16 protein-coding genes and 1 CRISPR repeat array are annotated in these 21,142 nt (G+C 53.9%); of the genes, 12 read left to right on the top strand and 4 right to left on the bottom strand.

Annotated features, from left to right (window positions below):
* Window positions 1-207: 207 nt before the first annotated feature.
* A complete protein-coding gene (locus AC2FAK_RS19945; RefSeq protein WP_013097329.1) occupies window positions 208-1,866 on the top strand; it encodes an ATP-dependent endonuclease in 1,659 nt (552 codons plus the stop codon).
* On the opposite strand, the gene AC2FAK_RS19940 is transcribed toward AC2FAK_RS19945, so the two are convergent.
* Window positions 1,863-2,819 carry a VirK/YbjX family protein gene (locus AC2FAK_RS19940; protein WP_046888142.1) on the bottom strand — a complete coding sequence of 319 codons (957 nt, stop codon included), beginning with the start codon at window positions 2,817-2,819 and terminating at the stop codon, window positions 1,863-1,865. The genes AC2FAK_RS19945 and AC2FAK_RS19940 overlap by 4 nt on opposite strands.
* A 159-nt stretch (window positions 2,820-2,978) precedes the next feature.
* On the opposite strand from AC2FAK_RS19940, the gene macA reads away from it, so the two are divergent.
* Both macA and macB read left to right on the top strand, forming a co-directional pair.
* The gene (gene macA, locus AC2FAK_RS19935; RefSeq protein WP_014831267.1) at window positions 2,979-4,094 is read left to right on the top strand and encodes a macrolide transporter subunit MacA; all 1,116 of its coding nucleotides are present in this window, start codon (window positions 2,979-2,981) and stop codon (window positions 4,092-4,094) included.
* Window positions 4,091-6,031, top strand: coding sequence for a macrolide ABC transporter ATP-binding protein/permease MacB (gene macB, locus AC2FAK_RS19930; protein WP_061771940.1), 1,941 nt, complete (start codon window positions 4,091-4,093; stop codon window positions 6,029-6,031). Before macA ends, macB begins: the two co-directional genes overlap by 4 nt.
* 70 nt (window positions 6,032-6,101) lie before the next feature.
* On the opposite strand, the gene cspD is transcribed toward macB, so the two are convergent.
* On the bottom strand, window positions 6,102-6,323 hold the full coding sequence (gene cspD / locus AC2FAK_RS19925; RefSeq protein ID WP_008499993.1) for a cold shock-like protein CspD: 222 nt from the start codon (window positions 6,321-6,323) through the stop codon (window positions 6,102-6,104).
* Window positions 6,324-6,590: 267 nt separating this feature from the next.
* On the opposite strand from cspD, the gene clpS reads away from it, so the two are divergent.
* From clpS to cas6f, 9 genes are all read left to right on the top strand, one after another.
* Complete coding sequence (clpS, locus tag AC2FAK_RS19920) at window positions 6,591-6,911, top strand: ATP-dependent Clp protease adapter ClpS (protein ID WP_006174393.1); 321 nt, start codon at window positions 6,591-6,593, stop codon at window positions 6,909-6,911.
* 27 nt (window positions 6,912-6,938) lie between these two features.
* The gene (clpA, locus tag AC2FAK_RS19915) at window positions 6,939-9,218 is read left to right on the top strand and encodes an ATP-dependent Clp protease ATP-binding subunit ClpA (RefSeq protein ID WP_023622164.1); all 2,280 of its coding nucleotides are present in this window, start codon (window positions 6,939-6,941) and stop codon (window positions 9,216-9,218) included.
* A 415-nt stretch (window positions 9,219-9,633) separates the two neighbouring features.
* Window positions 9,634-10,074 (top strand): hypothetical protein, encoded by a 441-nt coding sequence (locus AC2FAK_RS19910; RefSeq protein ID WP_095455596.1) that lies wholly within the window; start codon window positions 9,634-9,636, stop codon window positions 10,072-10,074.
* A gap of 175 nt (window positions 10,075-10,249) precedes the next feature.
* Window positions 10,250-11,538: direct repeats of the CRISPR family, unit length 28 nt; unit sequence GTTCACTGCCGTACAGGCAGCTTAGAAA.
* 331 nt (window positions 11,539-11,869) lie between these two features.
* Window positions 11,870-12,853: a type I-F CRISPR-associated endonuclease Cas1f gene (gene cas1f, locus AC2FAK_RS19905; protein ID WP_095455595.1), complete on the top strand. Its 984-nt coding sequence runs from the start codon at window positions 11,870-11,872 to the stop codon at window positions 12,851-12,853.
* Window positions 12,850-16,077, top strand: coding sequence for a type I-F CRISPR-associated helicase Cas3f (gene cas3f / locus AC2FAK_RS19900; protein WP_095455594.1), 3,228 nt, complete (start codon window positions 12,850-12,852; stop codon window positions 16,075-16,077). The genes cas1f and cas3f overlap by 4 nt, the downstream gene beginning before the upstream one ends.
* 16 nt (window positions 16,078-16,093) lie before the next feature.
* Window positions 16,094-17,404: a type I-F CRISPR-associated protein Csy1 gene (gene csy1 / locus AC2FAK_RS19895; RefSeq protein ID WP_095455593.1), complete on the top strand. Its 1,311-nt coding sequence runs from the start codon at window positions 16,094-16,096 to the stop codon at window positions 17,402-17,404.
* Window positions 17,401-18,336 (top strand): type I-F CRISPR-associated protein Csy2, encoded by a 936-nt coding sequence (csy2, locus tag AC2FAK_RS19890; protein WP_095455592.1) that lies wholly within the window; start codon window positions 17,401-17,403, stop codon window positions 18,334-18,336. Before csy1 ends, csy2 begins: the two co-directional genes overlap by 4 nt.
* Before the next feature lie 13 nt (window positions 18,337-18,349).
* Window positions 18,350-19,348 carry a type I-F CRISPR-associated protein Csy3 gene (csy3, locus tag AC2FAK_RS19885; protein ID WP_095455591.1) on the top strand — a complete coding sequence of 333 codons (999 nt, stop codon included), beginning with the start codon at window positions 18,350-18,352 and terminating at the stop codon, window positions 19,346-19,348.
* A gap of 10 nt (window positions 19,349-19,358) precedes the next feature.
* Entirely contained in the window at window positions 19,359-19,913 is a 555-nt protein-coding gene (gene cas6f / locus AC2FAK_RS19880) for a type I-F CRISPR-associated endoribonuclease Cas6/Csy4 (RefSeq protein WP_095455590.1), read from the top strand.
* 22 nt (window positions 19,914-19,935) lie between these two features.
* Here the strand turns inward: cas6f and AC2FAK_RS19875 are convergent, their stop codons facing one another.
* Both AC2FAK_RS19875 and parS read right to left on the bottom strand, forming a co-directional pair.
* Window positions 19,936-20,409, bottom strand: a complete 474-nt coding sequence (locus AC2FAK_RS19875; RefSeq protein WP_040022898.1) for an RES family NAD+ phosphorylase — start codon at window positions 20,407-20,409, stop codon at window positions 19,936-19,938.
* Complete coding sequence (gene parS / locus AC2FAK_RS19870) at window positions 20,406-20,849, bottom strand: type II RES/Xre toxin-antitoxin system antitoxin (protein ID WP_038981400.1); 444 nt, start codon at window positions 20,847-20,849, stop codon at window positions 20,406-20,408. Before parS ends, AC2FAK_RS19875 begins: the two co-directional genes overlap by 4 nt.
* Between the last annotated feature and the right edge of the window lie 293 nt (window positions 20,850-21,142).

Genomic DNA, 21,142 nt, shown 5'->3' with positions numbered 1-21,142 from the left:
AAACTGGAGGTGAATAGATCATAGTCCAATTTGCGGGCAATAGTTTGTGGTGCTATTGAGACTATTTCAAATGAAACCTTGCACGTAAATTCTGAATTTTTCGTGCTGAGACAAAATAATCAGGAGGCCTGACAGTGTTCTGCGCGGCATCCTCCCGCTATACTGCTGATAACTTAAAGGAAAAAGTGATCATTTCTCGGGGGATGTATGCTTCTCGAACGTGTGGAAATTGTCGGGTTTCGCGGTATAAACCGTCTGTCACTCCAGCTGGAGCAGAATAACGTCCTCATCGGCGAGAACGCCTGGGGTAAGTCCAGCCTGCTGGATGCGCTGACGCTGCTGCTTTCGCCCGAAGGCGATTTGTATCACTTCGTTCATGATGATTTCTGGTTTCCACCCGGCGATGTCAACGGCCGTGAGAAGCATCTCCATATCATTCTGACTTTCCGCGAATCCGAGCCGGGGCGTCACCGGGTGCGTCGCTTCCGCCCGATGTCACCGTGCTGGGTTCAGAGCGATGATGGCTTCCACCGTATTTTTTATCGTCTGGAAGGCGAGATGTCCGAGAATGAAGGGGTGCTGACCCTGCGTGAATTTCTCGACCAGAAAGGCAACCCCATCCCGCTGGACAATATCGACGAGCTGGCCCGGCATCTGATTCGTTTGATGCCGGTGCTACGCTTGCGCGATGCGCGTTTTATGCGGCGTATCCGTAACGGTACCGTGCCGCATATGCCGGAAGTAGAAGTCACCGCCCGCGAGCTTGATTTCCTGGCACGCGAGCTGGTTTCGCGTCCGCAAAATCTCACCGATGGGCAAATCCGCCAGGGGCTCTCTGCCATGGTGCAACTGCTGGAGCACTATTTTTCCGAGCAGGGGACGTCACAATCGCGCCATCGTCTGATGCGCCGCCGTTCCCACGATGAGCAGCGAAGCTGGCGTTATCTCGACATCATTAACCGGATGATCGACCGGCCCGGTGGGCGCACCCATCGGGTGATTTTACTGGGGCTGTTTTCCACGCTTCTGCAGGCCAAAGGAACCGTTCGTCTGGATCGCGATGCGCGTCCGCTGCTGCTGGTGGAAGACCCGGAAACACGTCTGCACCCGATCATGCTCTCCGTTGCCTGGCACCTGCTGAATCTGCTGCCGCTTCAGCGCATTACCACCACCAATTCCGGCGAACTGTTGTCTCTGACGCCGGTCGAGTATGTTTGCCGCCTGGTGCGTGAATCATCGCGCGTTTCTGCTTACCGGCTGGGGCCGGGAGGGATGAATGCCGAGGATGGTCGCCGTATCGCGTTTCATATCCGCTTTAATCGTGCCTCGTCGCTGTTTGCCCGCTGCTGGCTCCTGGTGGAGGGGGAAACCGAGACCTGGGTCATCAACGAGCTGGCGCGCCAGTGCGGCCACCATTTTGATGCGGAGGGGATTAAGGTCATCGAGTTTGCGCAGTCAGGGTTAAAGCCGCTGATCAAATTCGCCCGGCGGATGGGCATAGAATGGCACGTGCTGGTCGACGGCGATGAGGCAGGTAAAAAATACGCATCCACCGTGCGCAGCCTGTTGAACGATGAGCGAGAAGAAGAGCGGGATCATTTAACCATGCTGCCCGCCATGGACATGGAGCACTTTATGTACCGCCAGGGGTTCGATGACGTGTTCCACAGGATAGCGATGGTGCCGGTTGATGTGCCGATGAACATGCGGCGCGTGATCGCCAAAGCGATCCACCGCTCTTCAAAACCGGATTTAGCCATTGAAGTGGCAACAGAAGCAGGGCGGAGAGGGATCGAATCGGTGCCTACGCTGCTGCGTAAAATGTTCTCCCGCGTCCTGTGGCTGGCACGCGGGAAAGCCGATTAACGCCGGGTTGCCTGGGTGACCTGCTCCGTCAGGCTATCCAGCAGCTCATAGCGGCGGCGGTATTCAGCCCGTTTTTTACTGGCAATCTCTTCCATGGACTTACGCGGCATGGCAAGCGGTAGCACGAAGTTACCGTTATCCTGTTTGTGTCCGCCGAGGGAGATCCAGAAGCTGTCGTAATCCGCCAGCAGTTTCCCCTCTTTTTTCTTCCGGTAACGCCAGCTGCGATAGATGTGGGTGGCATTACTCACCGCGACAATCTGTTCCACCGGGAAAGCTCCGCCAAGCGTCATCGCGGTTTCAACCAGCAGACGTTTCGGGAACAGGCCATGGCACGCCTTGGTTGCTTTCTGGATCAGCTCATGCGGAACGTGGGCTTTCGCCCCCTGCAGGCCGCCGATAAAGAGCGTGCTTTTGCCTTCAAACGGGCACAGCGTAAACGTTATTTCCGCCAGCACGGTATCCTGATGATCACAGAAGACGAGGGTCGCTTCTCCTTCTTTATCCAGGAACGCATCGGCGCATAACCGAACGGTAAATTGCTGTTCATCCTTACCGGTTAAAGTCAGGAGCGTCACGCCCTGTTTAGAAAGATAGCCTTTGAGCAGCGCGGCCGGCAGGTGGTTGCTCATGGTCTGGTAGTGCCAGTTCAGGGCTTCCAGCGCATGCGGGCGATCCATATTCACGGTCAGCCACGGGCGGTGCAGGCGGCACGGCAGACCGGGCTGAACCTGCAGTATTTGCATCAGACGAGGCTGCTTTGCCAGGCTTGAGAGCAGGCGCGCGGTGCTGAGGGGCGTCGCCAGGGTGCGAAGCGCAAACTTACGTCGATAAGCAGGGTTTTGCCATGCCAGACCCGGCGTAATGGCACCGGTGACCAGGTTTTTAAACAGCTGCCAGCCGGATTTTGGCTGTGACGGAGTGGAATACGGTGTATCGACGATGGAAGACATGTGAGATCCTGCTTCTTATGGAATAACGATATTTCAGCAGGCCCTTTGTCAACGTCGTGTCAACAAATCCAGGCATTTCCCGAAATCAGGGGTTTCGTTGAGGAGTGGTTTAGATAGAATCAACGTTGATGAAAGCCAGAACAATTATTTGGAATATTTATGAACCTTAAGGGAAAACGCAGAAAGTGGTTTCTGCTGCTGGCGATAGTGGTGGTAGCGGGTGGGTACTGGTTGTGGCAAGTGCTCAACGCGCCTGTTCCGCAGTATCAAACACTGATCGTCCGTCCGGGCGAACTGCAGCAAAACGTGCTCGCCACAGGCAAACTCGATGCCCTGCGCAAGGTGGACGTGGGGGCGCAGGTGAGCGGACAGTTAAAAACGCTGTCCGTTGAGATTGGCGATAAGGTGAAAAAGGGTCAGTTGCTCGGCGTTATCGATCCTGAGCAGGCCGAGAACCAGATCCGGGAAGTGGAAGCTACGCTGATGGAGCTGCGCGCGCAGCGTGCGCAGGCGCTGGCGGAGCGAAACCTCGCCCAGGTGACCCTGACGCGCCAGCAGGCGCTGGCCAAAACGCAGGCGATCTCGAAACAGGATCTCGACACGGCCGCCACCGAACTGGCGGTGAAACAGGCGCAGATTGGCACCATTGACGCGCAAATCAAGCGCAATCAGGCTTCGCTGGATACGGCGAAAACCAACCTCGACTATACGAAGATCGTGGCGCCCATGGCCGGGGAAGTGACCCAGATCACCACGCTACAGGGTCAGACGGTGATTGCCGCCCAACAGGCGCCGAACATTCTGACGCTGGCGGACATGAGCACAATGCTGGTGAAAGCGCAGGTTTCCGAGGCGGATGTAATCCATCTGAAGCCGGGGCAGAACGCCTGGTTTACCGTGCTGGGCGATCCGCAGACGCGCTATGAAGGCGTGCTGAAGGACATTCTGCCCACGCCGGAAAAAGTGAACGATGCGATCTTCTACTATGCCCGTTTTGAAGTCCCTAACCCGCAGGGCGTGCTGCGTCTGGATATGACCGCGCAGGTCCATATTCAGCTTACGGGCGTTAAAAACGTGCTGACCGTCCCGCTCTCTGCGCTGGGGGAATCCGCCGGGGATAACCGCTATAAGGTGAAGGTGCTACGCAACGGCGAAACGCGCGAGCGTGAAGTGGTGATTGGCGCACGCAACGATACCGACGTGGTGGTGGTGAAAGGGCTGGAAGAGGGTGACGAGGTAGTCACCAGCGAAACCCTGCCCGGAGCGGCGAAATGACGGCGTTGCTTGAACTGACTGACATTCGTCGCAGCTATCCGTCGGGCGATGGTCCGGTGGAGGTGCTGAAGGGCATCTCCCTGCGCGTGGAAGCGGGCGAGATGGTGGCGATTGTCGGTGCGTCCGGCTCCGGTAAATCGACGCTGATGAACATTCTTGGCTGTCTGGATAAACCGACCAGCGGCACCTATCGCGTGGCCGGAACGGACGTTTCCACTCTGGACGGCGACGCGCTGGCGAAGCTGCGCCGGGAGCACTTCGGTTTTATCTTTCAGCGTTACCATTTGCTCTCTCACCTGAGTGCGGCGCAGAACGTGGAAGTGCCGGCGGTGTACGCGGGCGTGGAGCGCAAGAAACGCCTCGCGCGGGCGCAGGCGCTGTTAACGCGTCTTGGCCTGGCGGAGCGGGTAGATTATCAGCCCTCGCAGCTTTCTGGCGGTCAGCAGCAGCGCGTGAGTATTGCCCGTGCGCTGATGAACGGCGGGCAGGTGATCCTCGCCGATGAGCCCACCGGTGCGCTCGACAGCCATTCCGGCGAAGAGGTGATGGCGATCCTCCATCAGCTTCGCGATCAAGGGCACACGGTCATTATCGTGACTCACGATCCGCAGGTGGCGGCGCAGGCTGAACGCATTATCGAGATCCACGACGGCGAGCTGGTGAGCAACCCGCCGCCGCGGCACGTCAGGGCGGCAGCACCGAAAGAAGCCTTGCCTGCTGCAACCGGCTGGGGACAGTTTTCCAGCGGTTTTCGTGAGGCGCTGACCATGGCCTGGCTGGCGATGGCGGCCAATAAAATGCGCACCCTGCTGACCATGCTCGGGATCATCATCGGTATTGCATCGGTGGTGTCGATTGTGGTGGTGGGCGATGCCGCCAAACAGCTGGTGCTGGCGGATATCCGCGCTATCGGGACCAACACCATTGACGTTTATCCCGGGAAAGACTTTGGTGACGACGAACCGCAGTATCAGCAGGCGTTGAAATACGACGACCTGGCGGCCATTCAGAAACAGCCGTGGGTCAATTCGGCGACGCCTGCCGTGTCGCAAAACCTTCGCCTGCGCGTGGGTAACGTGGACGTTGCCGCCAGCGCGAACGGCGTCAGCGGAGATTATTTCAACGTCTACGGCATGACCTTCAGCGAAGGGGCGACTTTCAACGCCGAACAGCTGGCGGGCAGGGCGCAGGTGGTGGTACTGGACGCGAACTCGCGCAGACAGCTCTTCCCCAATAAAACCAACGTCGTGGGCGAAGTGATCCTCGTAGGGAACATGCCAGCCACCGTGATTGGCGTGGCGGAAGAGAAGCAGTCCATGTTTGGCAGCAGCAAGATCCTGCGCGTCTGGCTACCGTACAGCACCATTTCCGGGCGGATTATGGGGCAGTCATGGCTGAACTCTATCACCGTGCGCGTCAAGGAGGGTTATGACAGCGCGCTGGCCGAACAGCAGCTTGAGCGGCTGTTAACCCTGCGTCACGGGAAGAAGGATTTCTTCACCTGGAATATGGACGGCCTCTTGAAAACGGCGGAAAAGACCACACGTACTCTTCAGCTGTTCCTCACGCTGGTGGCGGTGATTTCGCTGGTCGTTGGCGGTATCGGGGTAATGAATATCATGCTGGTCTCGGTAACGGAACGTACCCGGGAAATTGGTATTCGCATGGCGGTCGGGGCCAGAGCCAGCGACGTGCTGCAGCAATTTTTGATTGAAGCGGTGCTGGTGTGTCTGGTGGGCGGCGCCATGGGGATTGCGCTGTCGATGATGATCGCCTTTGCTCTGCAGATTTTCTTACCCGGCTGGGAGATTGGGTTTTCACCGGTGGCCATTCTTACCGCATTTTTATGCTCGACCTTTACCGGCATCTTGTTTGGCTGGCTGCCGGCCCGCAACGCGGCGCGGCTGGATCCGGTGGATGCGCTGGCTCGGGAATAACCCGAAAATAAAAATGCCAGCCGATCGGGCTGGCATTTTGACGGCGGGATGTACACAATAAAACAGAGAGCTATGCAACCGTTTCTGCTTCAATCGGTACGATAAGGCTTGCGTGATTGCCTTTAGGTCCCTGATGTACATCGAACCGGACGGATTGCCCGGCTTTGAGCGTTCTGTAACCATCCATCTGAATGGTGGAATAGTGAGCGAAGATATCCTCGCCGCCGCCTTCGGGGCAGATGAAGCCAAACCCTTTGGCGTTGTTGAACCACTTAACAGTACCCATTTCCATGCTTCGACATCCTTCGTAAATCTTATAAGTTAAGATGGAATGAACCGGTGGTGGAGTGGGGGCTGTTCAAAACCTCGCCATCTCACGCTTGTACAATTTAGAGAATCGAAAGAAACCGTCAAGCGTTTGGCGCTGGAGATGGGACAATAATCAACCAAAGTTTGAAGCAGTTAACGCTATTGCAACAGTTTGTGACAGACATCGCGGATGACAGTAATAGATGATTGTTATCTAACATCTGAGGTAGATTCAAAGTGGTTATGCAAAATGGGTAAGACCAACGACTGGCTGGATTTTGACCAGCTGGCGGAAGACAAAGTGCGTGACGCGCTAAAACCGCCATCTATGTATAAAGTTATGTTAATGAACGATGATTACACGCCGATGGAATTTGTTATTGACGTGCTACAAAAGTTCTTTTCTTATGATGTAGAACGTGCAACGCAACTGATGCTTACCGTTCATTATCGTGGCAAAGCTATCTGCGGCATCTTTACCGCCGAGGTGGCGGAAACCAAAGTGGCGATGGTGAACGACTATGCGAGGGAGAACGAGCATCCGTTGCTGTGTACGCTGGAAAAGGCCTGATAAGGCATAAAATTGGGGGAGGTGCCTATGCTCAATCAAGAACTGGAACTCAGTTTAAACATGGCTTTCGCCAGAGCGCGTGAGCACCGACATGAGTTTATGACCGTCGAGCATTTACTGCTCGCACTGCTTAGCAACCCATCTGCCCGCGAAGCGCTGGAAGCCTGCTCCGTGGATCTGGTGGCGCTACGTCAGGAACTCGAAGCCTTCATCGAACAAACCACACCGGTGCTGCCAGCCAGTGAAGAAGAGCGCGACACGCAGCCGACGCTCAGCTTCCAGCGTGTGCTGCAGCGCGCGGTTTTCCACGTCCAGTCTTCCGGACGAAGCGAAGTGACTGGCGCAAACGTCTTAGTCGCCATCTTCAGCGAGCAGGAGTCACAGGCTGCCTACCTGCTGCGCAAACACGAAGTCAGCCGACTCGACGTGGTTAACTTTATTTCCCACGGCACGCGCAAAGACGAGCCTAACCAGGCATCGGATCCCAGCAATCAGGTCAATAACAATGAAGAGCAAGCAGGCGGGGAGGATCGTATGGAAAACTTCACCACCAACCTTAATCAGCTTGCTCGCGTTGGCGGTATCGACCCGCTGATTGGTCGCGATAAAGAGCTGGAGCGCGCGATTCAGGTGCTGTGCCGTCGCCGCAAAAATAACCCGCTGCTGGTGGGGGAATCGGGCGTGGGTAAAACCGCGATTGCCGAAGGTCTCGCCTGGCGCATTGTGCAGGGCGACGTACCGGAAGTAATTGCCGATTGCACCATCTACTCGCTGGATATCGGCTCTTTGCTGGCGGGCACCAAATACCGTGGTGATTTTGAAAAACGCTTCAAGGCGCTGTTAAAACAGCTGGAGCAGGATACCAACAGCATCCTGTTTATCGATGAAATTCATACCATCATCGGTGCGGGTGCCGCTTCGGGTGGGCAGGTGGACGCCGCTAACCTGATCAAACCGCTGCTCTCCAGCGGCAAGATCCGGGTGATTGGCTCGACCACTTACCAGGAGTTCAGCAACATCTTTGAGAAGGATCGTGCCCTGGCGCGTCGCTTCCAGAAAATCGATGTCACTGAACCGTCCGTCGAGGAAACGGTGCAGATCATCAACGGCCTGAAACCGAAGTATGAAGCGCACCACGACGTGCGTTACACCGCGAAAGCGGTGCGTGCGGCGGTGGAGCTGGCGGTGAAATACATCAACGATCGTCATCTGCCAGATAAGGCGATTGACGTGATTGACGAGGCAGGGGCGCGTGCGCGTCTGATGCCAGCCAGCAAGCGTAAGAAAACCGTCAACGTGGCGGATATTGAGTCCGTAGTGGCTCGTATCGCGCGCATTCCTGAGAAAAGCGTTTCTCAGAGCGATCGCGACACGCTGCGTACCCTTGGCAATCGTCTGAAGATGCTGGTCTTTGGTCAGGATAAAGCCATCGAGGCCTTAACCGAAGCGATCAAGATGGCCCGTGCTGGACTGGGGCATGAGCATAAGCCTGTCGGTTCGTTCCTCTTCGCCGGTCCAACCGGTGTCGGGAAAACCGAGGTAACGGTGCAGCTTTCCAAAGCGCTGGGTATTGAACTGCTGCGCTTTGATATGTCCGAGTATATGGAGCGTCACACCGTCAGCCGTCTGATTGGTGCGCCTCCGGGCTATGTGGGCTTTGACCAGGGTGGCCTGCTTACCGACGCGGTGATCAAGCATCCACACGCGGTACTGCTGCTCGATGAAATCGAGAAAGCGCACCCGGACGTGTTCAACATCCTGCTGCAGGTGATGGACAACGGGACGCTGACCGACAACAACGGGCGCAAGGCGGACTTCCGTAACGTGGTGTTGGTGATGACCACCAACGCCGGTGTCCGTGAAACCGAGCGTAAATCCATCGGCCTGATCCACCAGGATAACAGCACTGATGCGATGGAAGAGATCAAGAAGATCTTTACGCCGGAGTTCCGCAACCGTCTGGACAACATTATCTGGTTCGATCACCTGTCTACCGAGGTGATCCATCAGGTGGTGGACAAGTTCATTGTCGAACTGCAGGTTCAGCTTGATCAGAAAGGCGTGTCGCTGGAAGTGAGCCAGGAGGCCCGCAACTGGCTGGCTGAGAAAGGCTACGACCGAGCGATGGGTGCCCGTCCGATGGCGCGTGTGATTCAGGACAACCTGAAGAAACCGCTGGCGAACGAACTGCTGTTTGGCTCGCTGGTGGACGGCGGCCAGGTGACAGTGGCACTGGATCAGGCGAAGAACGAACTGACGTACGATTTCCAGAGTGCGGCGAAGCACAAGCCGGAAGCGGCTCACTGAGTGTAATATGTGTGTTAAAAACCGGGCATCAGCCCGGTTTTTTTATGCCTGCCTTTCTCCCTCTCCCTGTGGGAGAGGGCTGGGGTGAGGGCATCATGCCGCAGAGAAATTTTGCGAGGCGCTTTCCAGATTCTTTCGAAGTCAGTTGCTGGATAAATCCACAGTAATAAAATGGCGGCGCACCTGCAAAATCAGGTGTCAGGATTGGCGTCCTGAAAGTGTGTGAGCAGCAGTGATGCTGCAGGCTTCGTTCGCCCTATGGAAAGGGGTATAATCTGCATCTGGCGGGCGAATCGGAAGCTTCTTTTGAAGCGCCAGTAGCACACACACTGGTACGCCAATTCCTTTTCGTCCGCCGCCAGCGAATTGGCGTTTCCTGCGGTGGTAAATTCAAAGTGTGTGAAGGAATTACCCAATGAATACAGAAAACAATTTCGCCCATTTATACAGTGAACTCTCCCTCAGCCCCGATCTCCCAACCCTCGCCAAACGCTGCAAACTGCTCACCGAAATTCTCCTCGACTGCAAGTCACTCCCACAAACGCAGCCCGTATGCCGCTGTCTCGGAGCATATCTGGAAGAAGTGAAAACCGGCCTCATAGAATCAATGCGTGATTTTCAGGTAGTGGAATTTGAGGACGACGCGGAGCAACCGCGACAAAAAGAGTGGTTGCTGGAGGATACCGAAACGAAATGCGACTACTGCCGGGCATTAAACCATGTGTTGCTGGTGTCGCATGTTGACCGCGATATGTTGCCGCACCTGACGGGGTTGCTGCATGACATTACGCATTCAATGGCGGCAGATGTCTTTGCACCTCAACATTCAGAAAAGATAATGCACATTATTTCCTGAGTGCGCTCTGAGGCATCGGGGAAGCTCCTCTGACGCCAATGGTTTAACCCTTTTTTTGATGTGCACGTAATTCATTGATTTATATGGTTCGGATTTACGTTTCAGAAAAAAGGGTTTTATGTGCAAAAGTTGATTATTTTCTTTTCTAACAATAAGATGGCGTTGTTTCCTTTCAGTTCACTGCCGTACAGGCAGCTTAGAAAGAGCTGATGGACGCATACAACCAGATGAAGGCGTTCACTGCCGTACAGGCAGCTTAGAAAATAACTGGCACTTCCTCTGTCACGACAACGGCGTTCACTGCCGTACAGGCAGCTTAGAAAACAACGTTTCATACCTTCAGCAAAATATTGATGTTCACTGCCGTACAGGCAGCTTAGAAAAAGGGAACAGCAGCACAGAAAACCGCTCGTTCGTTCACTGCCGTACAGGCAGCTTAGAAAGGATTTTCTACAACTCGTTTATAGACGTTGATGTTCACTGCCGTACAGGCAGCTTAGAAATGAAATAAGAAAAGATTCAATAGTAGCAATAGGTTCACTGCCGTATAGGCAGCTTAGAAATTGGGCCGCTCTCCGCTTTCCCCCGCTGACTAGTTCACTGCCGTACAGGCAGCTTAGAAAAGCCCGGCGTCACGCTTAGCGCCGCTGCCGGTGTTCACTGCCGTACAGGCAGCTTAGAAAATCAGAACTTCTGAACAGTAAGCGACCGCTTTGTTCACTGCCGTACAGGCAGCTTAGAAATTTCAACACAGCCTGGACAGCCTGGTACTCTTGTTCACTGCCGTACAGGCAGCTTAGAAATGATTGACGACACGGAGCTTGACGGAATTATCGTTCACTGCCGTACAGGCAGCTTAGAAAGCTCATCATGGGTGATAGCTCCCCCCGCCTCTGTTCACTGCCGTACAGGCAGCTTAGAAATGCTGAATGCGCTGGTTTACTTTATTCCACATGTTCACTGCCGTACAGGCAGCTTAGAAAAGCATGTCGGTCGGGTGAACGACGTTTGTCCGGTTCACTGCCGTACAGGCAGCTTAGAAACGACCAACCAGACCCGGCCAGCGCGCCGGGTTGTTCACTGCCGTACAGGCAGCTTAGAAAGTAACGACATCGGCTTCTATGGATATAACAACGTTCACTGCCGTACAGGCAGCTTAGAAATGCAAGCTGCCGCCGCTGCGCGCTCGATTGGTGTTCAATGCCGTACAGGCAGCTTAGAAATGTGATGTATCCCTGCTGCTGGTTGCTGTCGTGTTCACTGCCGTACAGGCAGCTTAGAAATATGTGTGGACGTTTTGCACAAGCCCAAACCCGCTCACTGCCGTACAGGTAGCTTAGAAAGGATAAAGAACGCCCGCATTTAAGCGGGCTTTGCTCACTGCCGTACAGGCAGCTTAGAAAGACGTGTTCGGCTCAGGCGTCATGCCGGTGTATGCTCGCTGCCGCACAGGCAGCTTAGAAAGTTCAGCGGAGTCAGTAAGTCGGGGGTGGAAGTTAACTGCCGCACAGGCAGTACAAGTCAAACCTCCTCACAAATATTCATCCTATCTATTTAAATGTTAAATAGCATCACATTTATGCTCTCTATTTTTCAGATTAAATAAACAACCTATTCACCTGTAAATCATATTACTGCCAACATATTATTCATAAATATAATATATCAAAGTGAAAAGTATTTTTTACTTAATTATCACTGCAATTACTTTTCATTTGATACCCATCACATTTGTTTTCATCTTATCTACGATAACATGTCGTGTATTCAATGTATTGAAATAAAAGCCCTCGCCATGCCCGTCAACAGCATCACTCCAACAGATTTAAAAACTATTCTCCATTCTAAGCGCGCCAATATTTATTACCTGGAAAAATGTCGTATTCAGGTGAATGGTGGGCGCGTTGAATATGTCACTCAGGAAGGCAAAGAATCGTTTTACTGGAATATTCCCATCGCCAATACCACGGCAGTGATGCTGGGTATGGGAACATCCGTTACGCAAATGGCAATGCGGGAGTTCGCGCGAGCAGGCGTGATGGTTGGTTTTTGTGGAACGGACGGCACGCCGCTTTATTCCGCGAACGAGGTGGATATTGACGTCTCATGGCTTTGCCCACAAAGCGAATACCGCCCGACGGGCTATTTACAAAACTGGGTCTCATTCTGGTTTGATGAAGAGAAACGTCTGCTGGCGGCAAAGCAGTTTCAGTTTATTCGTTTACAGCAAATAGAAAAACAGTGGGCAGGGCTGCGGATGCAGCGAGAAACGTCATTTCAGCCCGGTCGGGACGCGCTGGAAACTATTCTGGAGCGTGCAAGGCGGGGTATGGAAAACGCGCAGGATCATACGTCGCTGATGCTCCAGGAAGCACAGCTTACAAAATCGCTCTACAAACTGGTAAGCCAGACGGTGGGCTATGGCTGTTTTACCCGCGCCAAACGGGGCGGTGGTGCAGATATGGCGAACCGTTTTCTCGATCAGGGCAATTATCTGGCATACGGACTGGCTGCGGTTGCGGCATGGGTGACGGGCATTCCTCATGGTCTGGCGGTTATGCACGGTAAAACCCGTCGCGGTGGGCTGGTTTTTGATATTGCCGATTTAATAAAAGATGCCCTCGTTATGCCGCAGGCATTTATTGCGGCTATGGAAGGTGAGGATAATCAACAGTTTCGTCAGCGCTGCATTAACGCGTTTCAGCAGTCCGATGCGCTGGATGTGATGATCGCCACCTTGCAGGAAACCTCGCACTCGCTGGCGGGCGTCGCAAAATGAATGTGCTGATTATCTCTCGGTGTACCAAACGTGCGCGCGAGCAAAGCTGCCAGATTATCGATCAGTTCGCTGAGCGTACGGGTGACGCGGCGTGGCAGACGACGATGACTATGGAAGGCGCTATTACGCTGCGCAAGCTGCTGCGTAAAACGGCACGTCGTAACACCGCCGTGGCCTGCCACTGGCTGAAAAAAAACGGTCAAAGTGAACTGTTGTGGATTGTCGGGAATTTGCGTCGCTTTAACGCGCAAGGGCGCGTGCCAACAAACCGCACAACCCTGCAAATTATCCGGAACGACAGTGAACACCGCTGGCACAGCGCGGAAAGCATCGCCTTGCTGGCAGCGATTGCCGGGCTGTTTCATGATTTTGGTAAAGCGGGGATGTGCTTCCAGCAGACGCTTAAGGGGGAAAGTAAGCACATTTGCCAGCCGTATCGTCATGAGTGGATCTCGGTTCGTCTGTTCGAGGCGTTTGTAGGAAAACAAACCGATGAACAGTGGCTGGCATCCCTCACTCAGCTAAAAGCCGCTGACGAAAAGGCCATGTTGAAAGCGTTGAAGATGGACACAGACAAGAACTGCAGCCTTTTGGGGGAGCTCCCGCCTCTGGCTAAAGTGGTGGTATGGCTGATTTTGTCGCATCACCGTTTGCCGCAGTCATATTCGACACGTCCACAGATGATCTACTGCGAAGGCTGGTTTGAGAAACAGCTGAACGCAGACTGGAACTCGCTTAATCATAAATCTACCGAAAAACATCAGTGGAAAGAGCGTGATTTTAAAAATGTCTGGAAATTCCCCTACGGTACGCCGCTAAAAAGTAAAACCTGGCGCGAGAAGGCACGACAGATTGGTAAACGTATCCGGAATCTGCCTGCGCTGCTTCACGCGGGAACGATGGATAATATCTTCATCCTCCATCTCGCCCGCCTGTCGCTAATGCTGGCCGATCACGTTTACTCCTCTCAACCAGCTTATTCCGGATGGCAGGATGATGCCATACAGGCGTGGGCTAACACTCACCACGGAACCGAACTTAACCAAAAACTTGATGAGCACAATGTTGGTGTCGCCCATCATGCGCTGTTGATGGGGCGCTCTCTTCCGGCGTTGCGCCGTTCATTACCCGCCATCGCCCGGCATAAAACGTTTCGGGAAAGGGCGAAAGAAGAGCGTTTTCACTGGCAAAACAAGGCGTGGGACGTTGCGTCTTCTCTGCGCGAGAAGAGTGCTGAGCAGGGCTTTTTCGGCATCAATATGGCCTCGACCGGATGCGGTAAAACCTTTGCCAATGCCCGGATTATGTACGCTCTGGCAGATGAGCAGGCAGGGTGTCGTTTCAGCGTGGCGCTGGGGTTACGCACGCTGACGCTGCAGACGGGTCAGGCTTTGCAGTCGCGCCTGAGGCTGGATGACGACACGCTGGCCGTGGTGACCGGTGCCGCCGCAGTGAAGGAGCTCTATCAGGGGAATGACGCCGAAGTTACCAGCAGTGCCAGCGACGAAACGTTCTTCTCCAGCCATCACTACGTGCATTACGAAGGGGCAACCAGTAGCGGGATCGCTCAGCAGTGGCTGGCGAAAGAACCGGCGCTCAATCGCCTGGTCAGTGCTCCGGTGCTGGTGACAACCCTCGATCACCTGATGCCTGCAACGGAAGGGGTGCGCGGTGGCAAGCAGATCCCCGCTATGCTGCGCCTGCTGACCAGCGATCTGGTGCTTGATGAGCCTGATGATTTTGACGTTGATGATTTACATGCCCTTTGTCGGCTGGTGAACTGGGCGGGAATGCTCGGCTCCCGCGTGCTGCTTTCCTCTGCAACGCTGCCCCCTTCATTAACGGAAGCGCTGTTTGAAGCCTATCGGGAAGGGCGGAGAGTCTGGCAGGCCGCGTGTGGTCAGTCGGACAGACCGATGAGTATCTGCTGCGCCTGGTTTGATGAATATGGCGCGCAGCCGCAGGATGTGGCCGACGATGCTCAATTCCGTAAGGTGCATGGCGATTTTGTCAGGCAGCGGATTAAACGTCTGCCAAAGCAGCCCCAGCTTCGCCTGGGGAAACTGGCCGTCGTGAAGCCTCACTCGTCCTGTACTGCCGACGTTGTCTCTGCGCTGGCGCAGACGTTGCACCAGCAAACAATCGCGCTGCACGGTCATCATCACAGCACACATAAAAGCGGCAAAACCGTGTCATTTGGTCTGGTGAGGATGGCGAATATCAACCCGCTGGTTGCCGTCGCGCAGGCGCTGATGGCATTACCTTCTCCGGACAATTACCGCATTCATTATTGCGTGTACCACAGCCAGCACCCGCTGGCGGTGCGTGCGGCGATTGAAAAACGCCTCGATGCCGCGTTCACACGGCACAAACCGGCGCTGGTCTGGCAGTTGCCTGAAGTTAAGCAAGCGCTGACGTCACCGGAACAGCACCATCTTTTTGTCGTGCTCGGCACATCCGTTCTGGAAGTTGGGCGCGATTTTGATGCCGACTGGGGAATTATCGAGCCGAGTTCGATGCGTTCTCTTATACAGTTTGCGGGGCGTATTCAGCGCCATCGCCAGATCGTTCCGGATACTGAAAACCTGGTGATTCTGGAACGCAACGTGCGTGCGCTCCGTGGAGAAAAGGTGGCTTATTGTAAGCCAGGATTTGAAACCGAACACCATCTTCTGCCTCATCACGATCTCCATGAGCTGCTCAGTGAAGAGGGCTATCGCACACTAAATGCAATACCGCGCATCGTTGAAAATCTGCCCGGCAATGCGCTGGCGATGCTGGAGCATGCCCGGTTGCGCGCCGCGCTGCTGGACGACGGCGATAAATCAGATGTGGTGGCCGCGTCGTGGTGGCGGCTGCCGCTGACGTGGAATTGCGAATTGCAGCGGCGGACGCCGTTTCGCGCCTCATCACCGCAGAAGGCCTTTTATCTGACAATGAAAGAAGAAGACGACGAGCCCGTATTTTGTTTGCTTCAGGAGGATGGTGAACCGAAACCTGCGGGTGGATTTTACGAACAGCTGTTATCAATGGCTCACGGCGTAGAACCGTGGATTGCAATTGATTATGCCGAGGTATTACAGATCCTGGCCGAGACGAAGCAAATGGAGTTGGCCGCGGTGTCGCGACGGTATGGCGAAATCACATTGAGAGTAAGTCGGGAGAAGGAAACAGAGCAGTGGTTGTATCACCCTTTGTTGGGTGTGTTCAGGGAATACCGATAATTGATCAGGAGCGATTATGTCAGTTGAAGCACTAAGCGCTTTCATCGCTAAGTACATTGCCGAACGACGGCAAACCAAGCTGGAAGCATTTGATAAAGAGGCCGCAAAGCACAGCGATATTAATAGCGCAACGCTTGCGGCAGAACGCCGGGAACTGGAGCTTCGTTACAAGCCGAAAGCATGGCTGACGGATGCCGCGAAGCGAGCCGGACAAATTAACCTCGTGACCCATGCGGCGAAGTTTACCCATGGGGATTCAAAAAGTAGCAGTATCTACAGCGAGGCAGTGGCGAAGGAAGGGTATCTCTGCACAGCGACGCTGTCAGGTCTGGAAACGGATGCGGTGGGTAACGCAGCTGCACTGGACGTCGCGAAACTGCTGCAAATAAGGGTTGAAGGCGGAGACTCCCTACTGGCAAGCCTGAAACGTGGCGACCACGCCGCGTTGGCTGCTTTTACCGATGACATGAGCCAACTGAGTGAATGGATTGTGGGATTTTCGCGCGCATTAACACCCGGCGAACCCGCTTCGCACAAGCTGGCGAAACAGAATTATTTTCCGGTTGATGATGATTATCATCTGTTAAGCCCGCTGTTTGCCACCTCACTTGTTCACGCCCTGCATCAGAAAATGATTGCCTTCCGTTTTGGAGACGATGTTAAAGCCATCTGGAAAGCCAGGCGCGAGAAAACCTGGCATCCCACTCCGCTGACGTTATTCCCGGATTCAGCGGAAATACACTTCGGTGGCACGAAACCGCAAAACATTTCCTATCTCAACAGCGTGCGTGGCGGACGTAGCTGGCTGCTTTCCTGCCAGCCGCCGCAGTGGAAAAGGGCAGAAAAGCCGCCAACGAGTTTACGTTCTGTTTTCGCCTGGGGTGGGCAATTTGACCGCCGAGCGAAGAGCCACATTCAGCTGCTTGTTTCCTTGCTGACGAAAGCGGGTGATTACACCAATTTTCGTATTCGTGAAGCCCGCGATGGCTACATCAATATGATTATCGATCTCTTGTTCGAGATCGCATCTGACTTTCAACGTGAAACCGCGCAAAACTGGACGCGCAACTGTCCCGATCTGAAACCCCATCAACAGCTCTGGCTCGATCCCTGGCGTACAAAAACAGATGAAGTCTTTCGTCTTGAGCGAGAAAAAGACGACTGGCAGGACGCTGTGGCCGAAGATTTTTCCCTTTGGCTGAACGCACGTCTGCGAAAGTCGATGCCGGATTTAGGTGCTATGGAAAAACGTGAATGGGAAACCCGCGAGCGCTTACGGGCCAACCTCCGTGAGATGGAAAAAATTATCCAGGAGGCGCTGAAATGAGCTCACTGATTTTACTTCGCCGTGTGAGAGTTGAAAACGCCAACGCGGTTGCTGGCCTGACCTGGGGTTTTCCAGCGATCACCCATTTCATGGGATTTTCTCATGCTTTGTCGCGCAGGTTGACAGAAAAGCATGGGCTGCACATTGATGGCTGTGCTGTCGTGAGCCACGAACACCAGATCCACGCGCATACGTCTGGCCGCGATTATCAGTTCGCCCTGACCCGCAATCCTCTTACCCGTGAAGCGAAAACCGCCTCCTTTAATGAAGAGGGGCGTATGCATTTGACGGTTTCATTGCTGCTGGAGTGTCATGGGGAAATCCCAAACGGTGAATACGGGCAGCGCGACCTCGCCGAATTTCTGTCTCAGATATGCCCGACGCTTCGACTGGCGGGGGGAATCATCGTCGATATCCGGAATATTTCGGTTATGGCGATGCCTGCCAGCGTTCGGGAAATGGGCCGATTACAGTGGCAATTGATGCCGGGCTTTGCCCTGCGCGACCGCAGCAGCTGGCTAGGTGAACATCATCAAACGCTTCTTGAAAACAATCCTGATGCCACGCTACTTGATGCCTGGCTCGATTTTGCTTCGCTGAAACTGCAGGCCGAAATGCCGGACGAGGGCGATATCCAGGAAGGCGATCCGGCCAGTTGGCTCTACGTTCCCAAACCTAAACCCGGGTATCTGGTGCCATTAATGACAGGATACCAGCGCATCTCTGAACTCTACGCACCCGGCGTCGTGGCAAATGCGCGTGATGCAGAAACACCGTTCGCGTTTACCGAAGCCGTATATGGCGTGGGCGAGTGGTGCGGTCTGCACCGGATTCGGTCATTAGAAGACATCTTCTGGCGCTATCGCACGACGGAAACAGGCTACTACTGTCAGGGTGCGAGCGCGCCGGTGACATCTGAACCTCTAAATTAAAAAGGACTTATTTATGGCAAAGGCTCCAACTGCCGTTAAAACGGCATCTGTACTGGCATTTGAACGTAAACTGGCGACCTCGGATGCGGTGATGTATTCAGGATGCTGGGAAGGAGAAACCTGGCAACCGATTCGGATTCAGGAAAAAGCAGTACGCGGCACTATCTCTAACCGTCTAAAAAATGCGCTCACCAACGATCCGGCAAAACTGGATGCTGAGATCCAGAAAGCCAATCTCCAGCGGGTAGATGTGGCGGCACTGCCTGCGGACGCGGATACCTTACAGGTTAAATTTACCCTGCGCGTGTTGGGAAACTTATCGACTCCTTCTGTATGTAATGACCGCGCTTATCAGGAAGAACTCCAGCAGGCTATCGACGTCTACATACATGAACATGGTTTTGCCGAACTGGCGCGTCGTTACGCCAATAACCTGGCGAATGGTCGTTTTTTATGGCGTAACCGCGTTGGTGCAGAAAAAATCGTTGTGAAAGTGACAGGCAGCCAGTCGTGGACGTTTGATGCGTACAGTTATGCGCTGCGTGATTTTACCGCCCGTGACAAGAGCCTCACAGAACTCGCTCAGGAAATAGAAAAGGGGCTCAGTGGAAAAGGATTTGTTCTGCTCAACGTAGAGGCGCAGGTTTTGCTTGGCGCAGGGCAGGAGATCTTCCCGTCGCAGGAGTTAGTACTGGACAGCAACAACAGCAAGAGTCGTCTGCTTTATCAGGTGGATGAAGTCGCTGGCATCCACTCGCAGAAAATCGGTAATGCGATTCGAACTATCGATACCTGGCATCCTAAAGTGGACGAACTTGGTGCGATAGCCGTTGAACCCTATGGATCAGTCACCAGCCGCGGGGTGGCGTGTCGTCAGCCGAAAGAGAAAATGGATTTCTACACGCTTCTCGATAATTGGGTCACCAAAGGCCAGAAGCCGGATGTGGATCAGCAACATTACGTGATGGCCGTATTGATCCGTGGTGGTGTCTTCGGCGAGAAGAGCGAGTAAGGAGCTGTTTATGGATCACTATCTTGAGATCCGTGTGTTGCCAGATCCCGAATTCAGTGAAGAGATGCTAATGGCCGCGCTGGTGGCAAAACTGCATCGCGCATTGGGTCAGAGAGGGCAGGGCGATATTGGTATTAGTTTCCCTGCGTATGCAGTAAAACCTGGCGCTATTCTGCGTTTGCATGGCCACCGGCAGGCACTCAATGAGCTTGAGCGACTGGCCTGGAGAAAAGGGCTGAGTGATTACTGCGACTGTACGGAGATTAAGAATGTGCCAGAGGTAAATCACTGGCGTTGTGTCAGCCGGGTACAGGTCAAAAGTAGTGCGCAGCGGCTCATGCGACGTTCGGTGAAGAAGGGATGGTTAACTGAAGAGGAAGCGCAGCAGCGTATGTTGACGATGACAGAGGCAAGGACTGATTTGCCGTGGCTAAATTTGCGTAGTCTCTCTACGGGTCAATCGTTCAGGCTGTTTATCCGTCATGGTGATTTGCTCTCCGCACCCGTGACGGGAGTATTTTCCACCTACGGGCTAAGCGCTACAGCCACGATCCCCTGGTTTTGAAACGTGACAACCGCATTCGTTCTCAGGATGCGGTTTTTTCTGCTAGCCGGTTATCAAAGCTAAAAGGGAGTTGCTGGACGGTCTCCAGTCTCTGATGAAAATCGGGATGCAGTGGATTCAGTATGGCGTTATTTTCATAAGGAATGATGCAGGACGGTAGAATAAGCGCCAGCGCGCTGCTGGACTGGAGCCAACCGGTTCCCAGATCCATTGTCGACATCGGTGCAGGATCCTCCTGCCAGTCTTTGGGTAGCCATGCTTTATCCAGATACTCAATTTGCTCTTCCGGGATATCAATGCTGAAAAGCTGGTACTGGTTTAACACGGTATCTTTTTTAACGTGAACCAGAATTTCAAGTGATGCCAGCGAGATGGATGTAGAGACGTATACCGCCGGGTGTCCTTTGTGATTCCAGCGGCCGCCATACTGGTTTGCGCCGCTTCCACTCCACGCTTCGCTGGCATATCGTCCTGTCACCAGACGATAAAAAATCATGCGAATACTCCATGTTCCAGGCGACCAATCAAATCGGTCACTTCCAGTGCACCGGTTTCTGTTGCAATCAAATCGACAGGCGCAACATTTCCGAGTCCACGGACCGGTGATTGCAGCCAGTTCCATGCATCATCTTTACTGCCAAAATAATCAACGGCAGCATCTAAAACGCGTACGAAGCGCGCCACGCGCTCACTTTCATCGGGGGTCAACGTACGACCCGCACTTTTACGACGTGCGACATTGCGTTCGTTTATACCGGTGACGCGCAAAATGTCTGCTTTTGACATCGCCGTCCATTCATGAATATTGTCGAGCACGCTAACGGGTAGACCTTGGCTGAGTAACTCGATCAGTTGCATACCTCGATTTGCAGGTAAACCGGCATAGCGCCAAAGTGCGTTATCAGCAGGCTTCTGCGCAGGAACCCATGTTCTCATTTTGACCTCCTGATATGTCATTTGTCATGATTTATTATAGTCATTTGTCTGGCAATGCGAAATGAATATGTTCTGTACAAAAAAAGATAGGGTCAGCCAGATTCTGACCTTAACTGGCGGCGCTACGCTTGCACAGGCCTACAATGAGTTATGTAATTTATTGACATCGACGTAGGCTGGGTAAGCGTAGTGTATGACCGGATACATAGGTGACAGATCAGACCGGGAACATAGGTAACACTTTTAGTCTATCCGGAGCACACTCTCGGTTTTCCGGTCGTAGTACGCAAGCG

The organism is Enterobacter cloacae complex sp. 394F7 (assembly GCF_057320385.1).
This window is presented reverse-complemented; position numbering and strand designations above follow the sequence as displayed.

What these genes read in the sequence shown, in the direction of transcription:
- AC2FAK_RS19945 (WP_013097329.1), top strand. Translation starts at nt 208, where the DNA reads ATGCTTCTCGAACGTGTGGAAATTGTCGGGTTTCGCGGTATAAACCGT.
- AC2FAK_RS19940 (WP_046888142.1), bottom strand. Translation starts at nt 2,819, where the DNA reads ATGTCTTCCATCGTCGATACACCGTATTCCACTCCGTCACAGCCAAAA.
- macA (WP_014831267.1), top strand. Translation starts at nt 2,979, where the DNA reads ATGAACCTTAAGGGAAAACGCAGAAAGTGGTTTCTGCTGCTGGCGATA.
- macB (WP_061771940.1), top strand. Translation starts at nt 4,091, where the DNA reads ATGACGGCGTTGCTTGAACTGACTGACATTCGTCGCAGCTATCCGTCG.
- cspD (WP_008499993.1), bottom strand. Translation starts at nt 6,323, where the DNA reads ATGGAAATGGGTACTGTTAAGTGGTTCAACAACGCCAAAGGGTTTGGC.
- clpS (WP_006174393.1), top strand. Translation starts at nt 6,591, where the DNA reads ATGGGTAAGACCAACGACTGGCTGGATTTTGACCAGCTGGCGGAAGAC.
- clpA (WP_023622164.1), top strand. Translation starts at nt 6,939, where the DNA reads ATGCTCAATCAAGAACTGGAACTCAGTTTAAACATGGCTTTCGCCAGA.
- AC2FAK_RS19910 (WP_095455596.1), top strand. Translation starts at nt 9,634, where the DNA reads ATGAATACAGAAAACAATTTCGCCCATTTATACAGTGAACTCTCCCTC.
- cas1f (WP_095455595.1), top strand. Translation starts at nt 11,870, where the DNA reads ATGCCCGTCAACAGCATCACTCCAACAGATTTAAAAACTATTCTCCAT.
- cas3f (WP_095455594.1), top strand. Translation starts at nt 12,850, where the DNA reads ATGAATGTGCTGATTATCTCTCGGTGTACCAAACGTGCGCGCGAGCAA.
- csy1 (WP_095455593.1), top strand. Translation starts at nt 16,094, where the DNA reads ATGTCAGTTGAAGCACTAAGCGCTTTCATCGCTAAGTACATTGCCGAA.
- csy2 (WP_095455592.1), top strand. Translation starts at nt 17,401, where the DNA reads ATGAGCTCACTGATTTTACTTCGCCGTGTGAGAGTTGAAAACGCCAAC.
- csy3 (WP_095455591.1), top strand. Translation starts at nt 18,350, where the DNA reads ATGGCAAAGGCTCCAACTGCCGTTAAAACGGCATCTGTACTGGCATTT.
- cas6f (WP_095455590.1), top strand. Translation starts at nt 19,359, where the DNA reads ATGGATCACTATCTTGAGATCCGTGTGTTGCCAGATCCCGAATTCAGT.
- AC2FAK_RS19875 (WP_040022898.1), bottom strand. Translation starts at nt 20,409, where the DNA reads ATGATTTTTTATCGTCTGGTGACAGGACGATATGCCAGCGAAGCGTGG.
- parS (WP_038981400.1), bottom strand. Translation starts at nt 20,849, where the DNA reads ATGAGAACATGGGTTCCTGCGCAGAAGCCTGCTGATAACGCACTTTGG.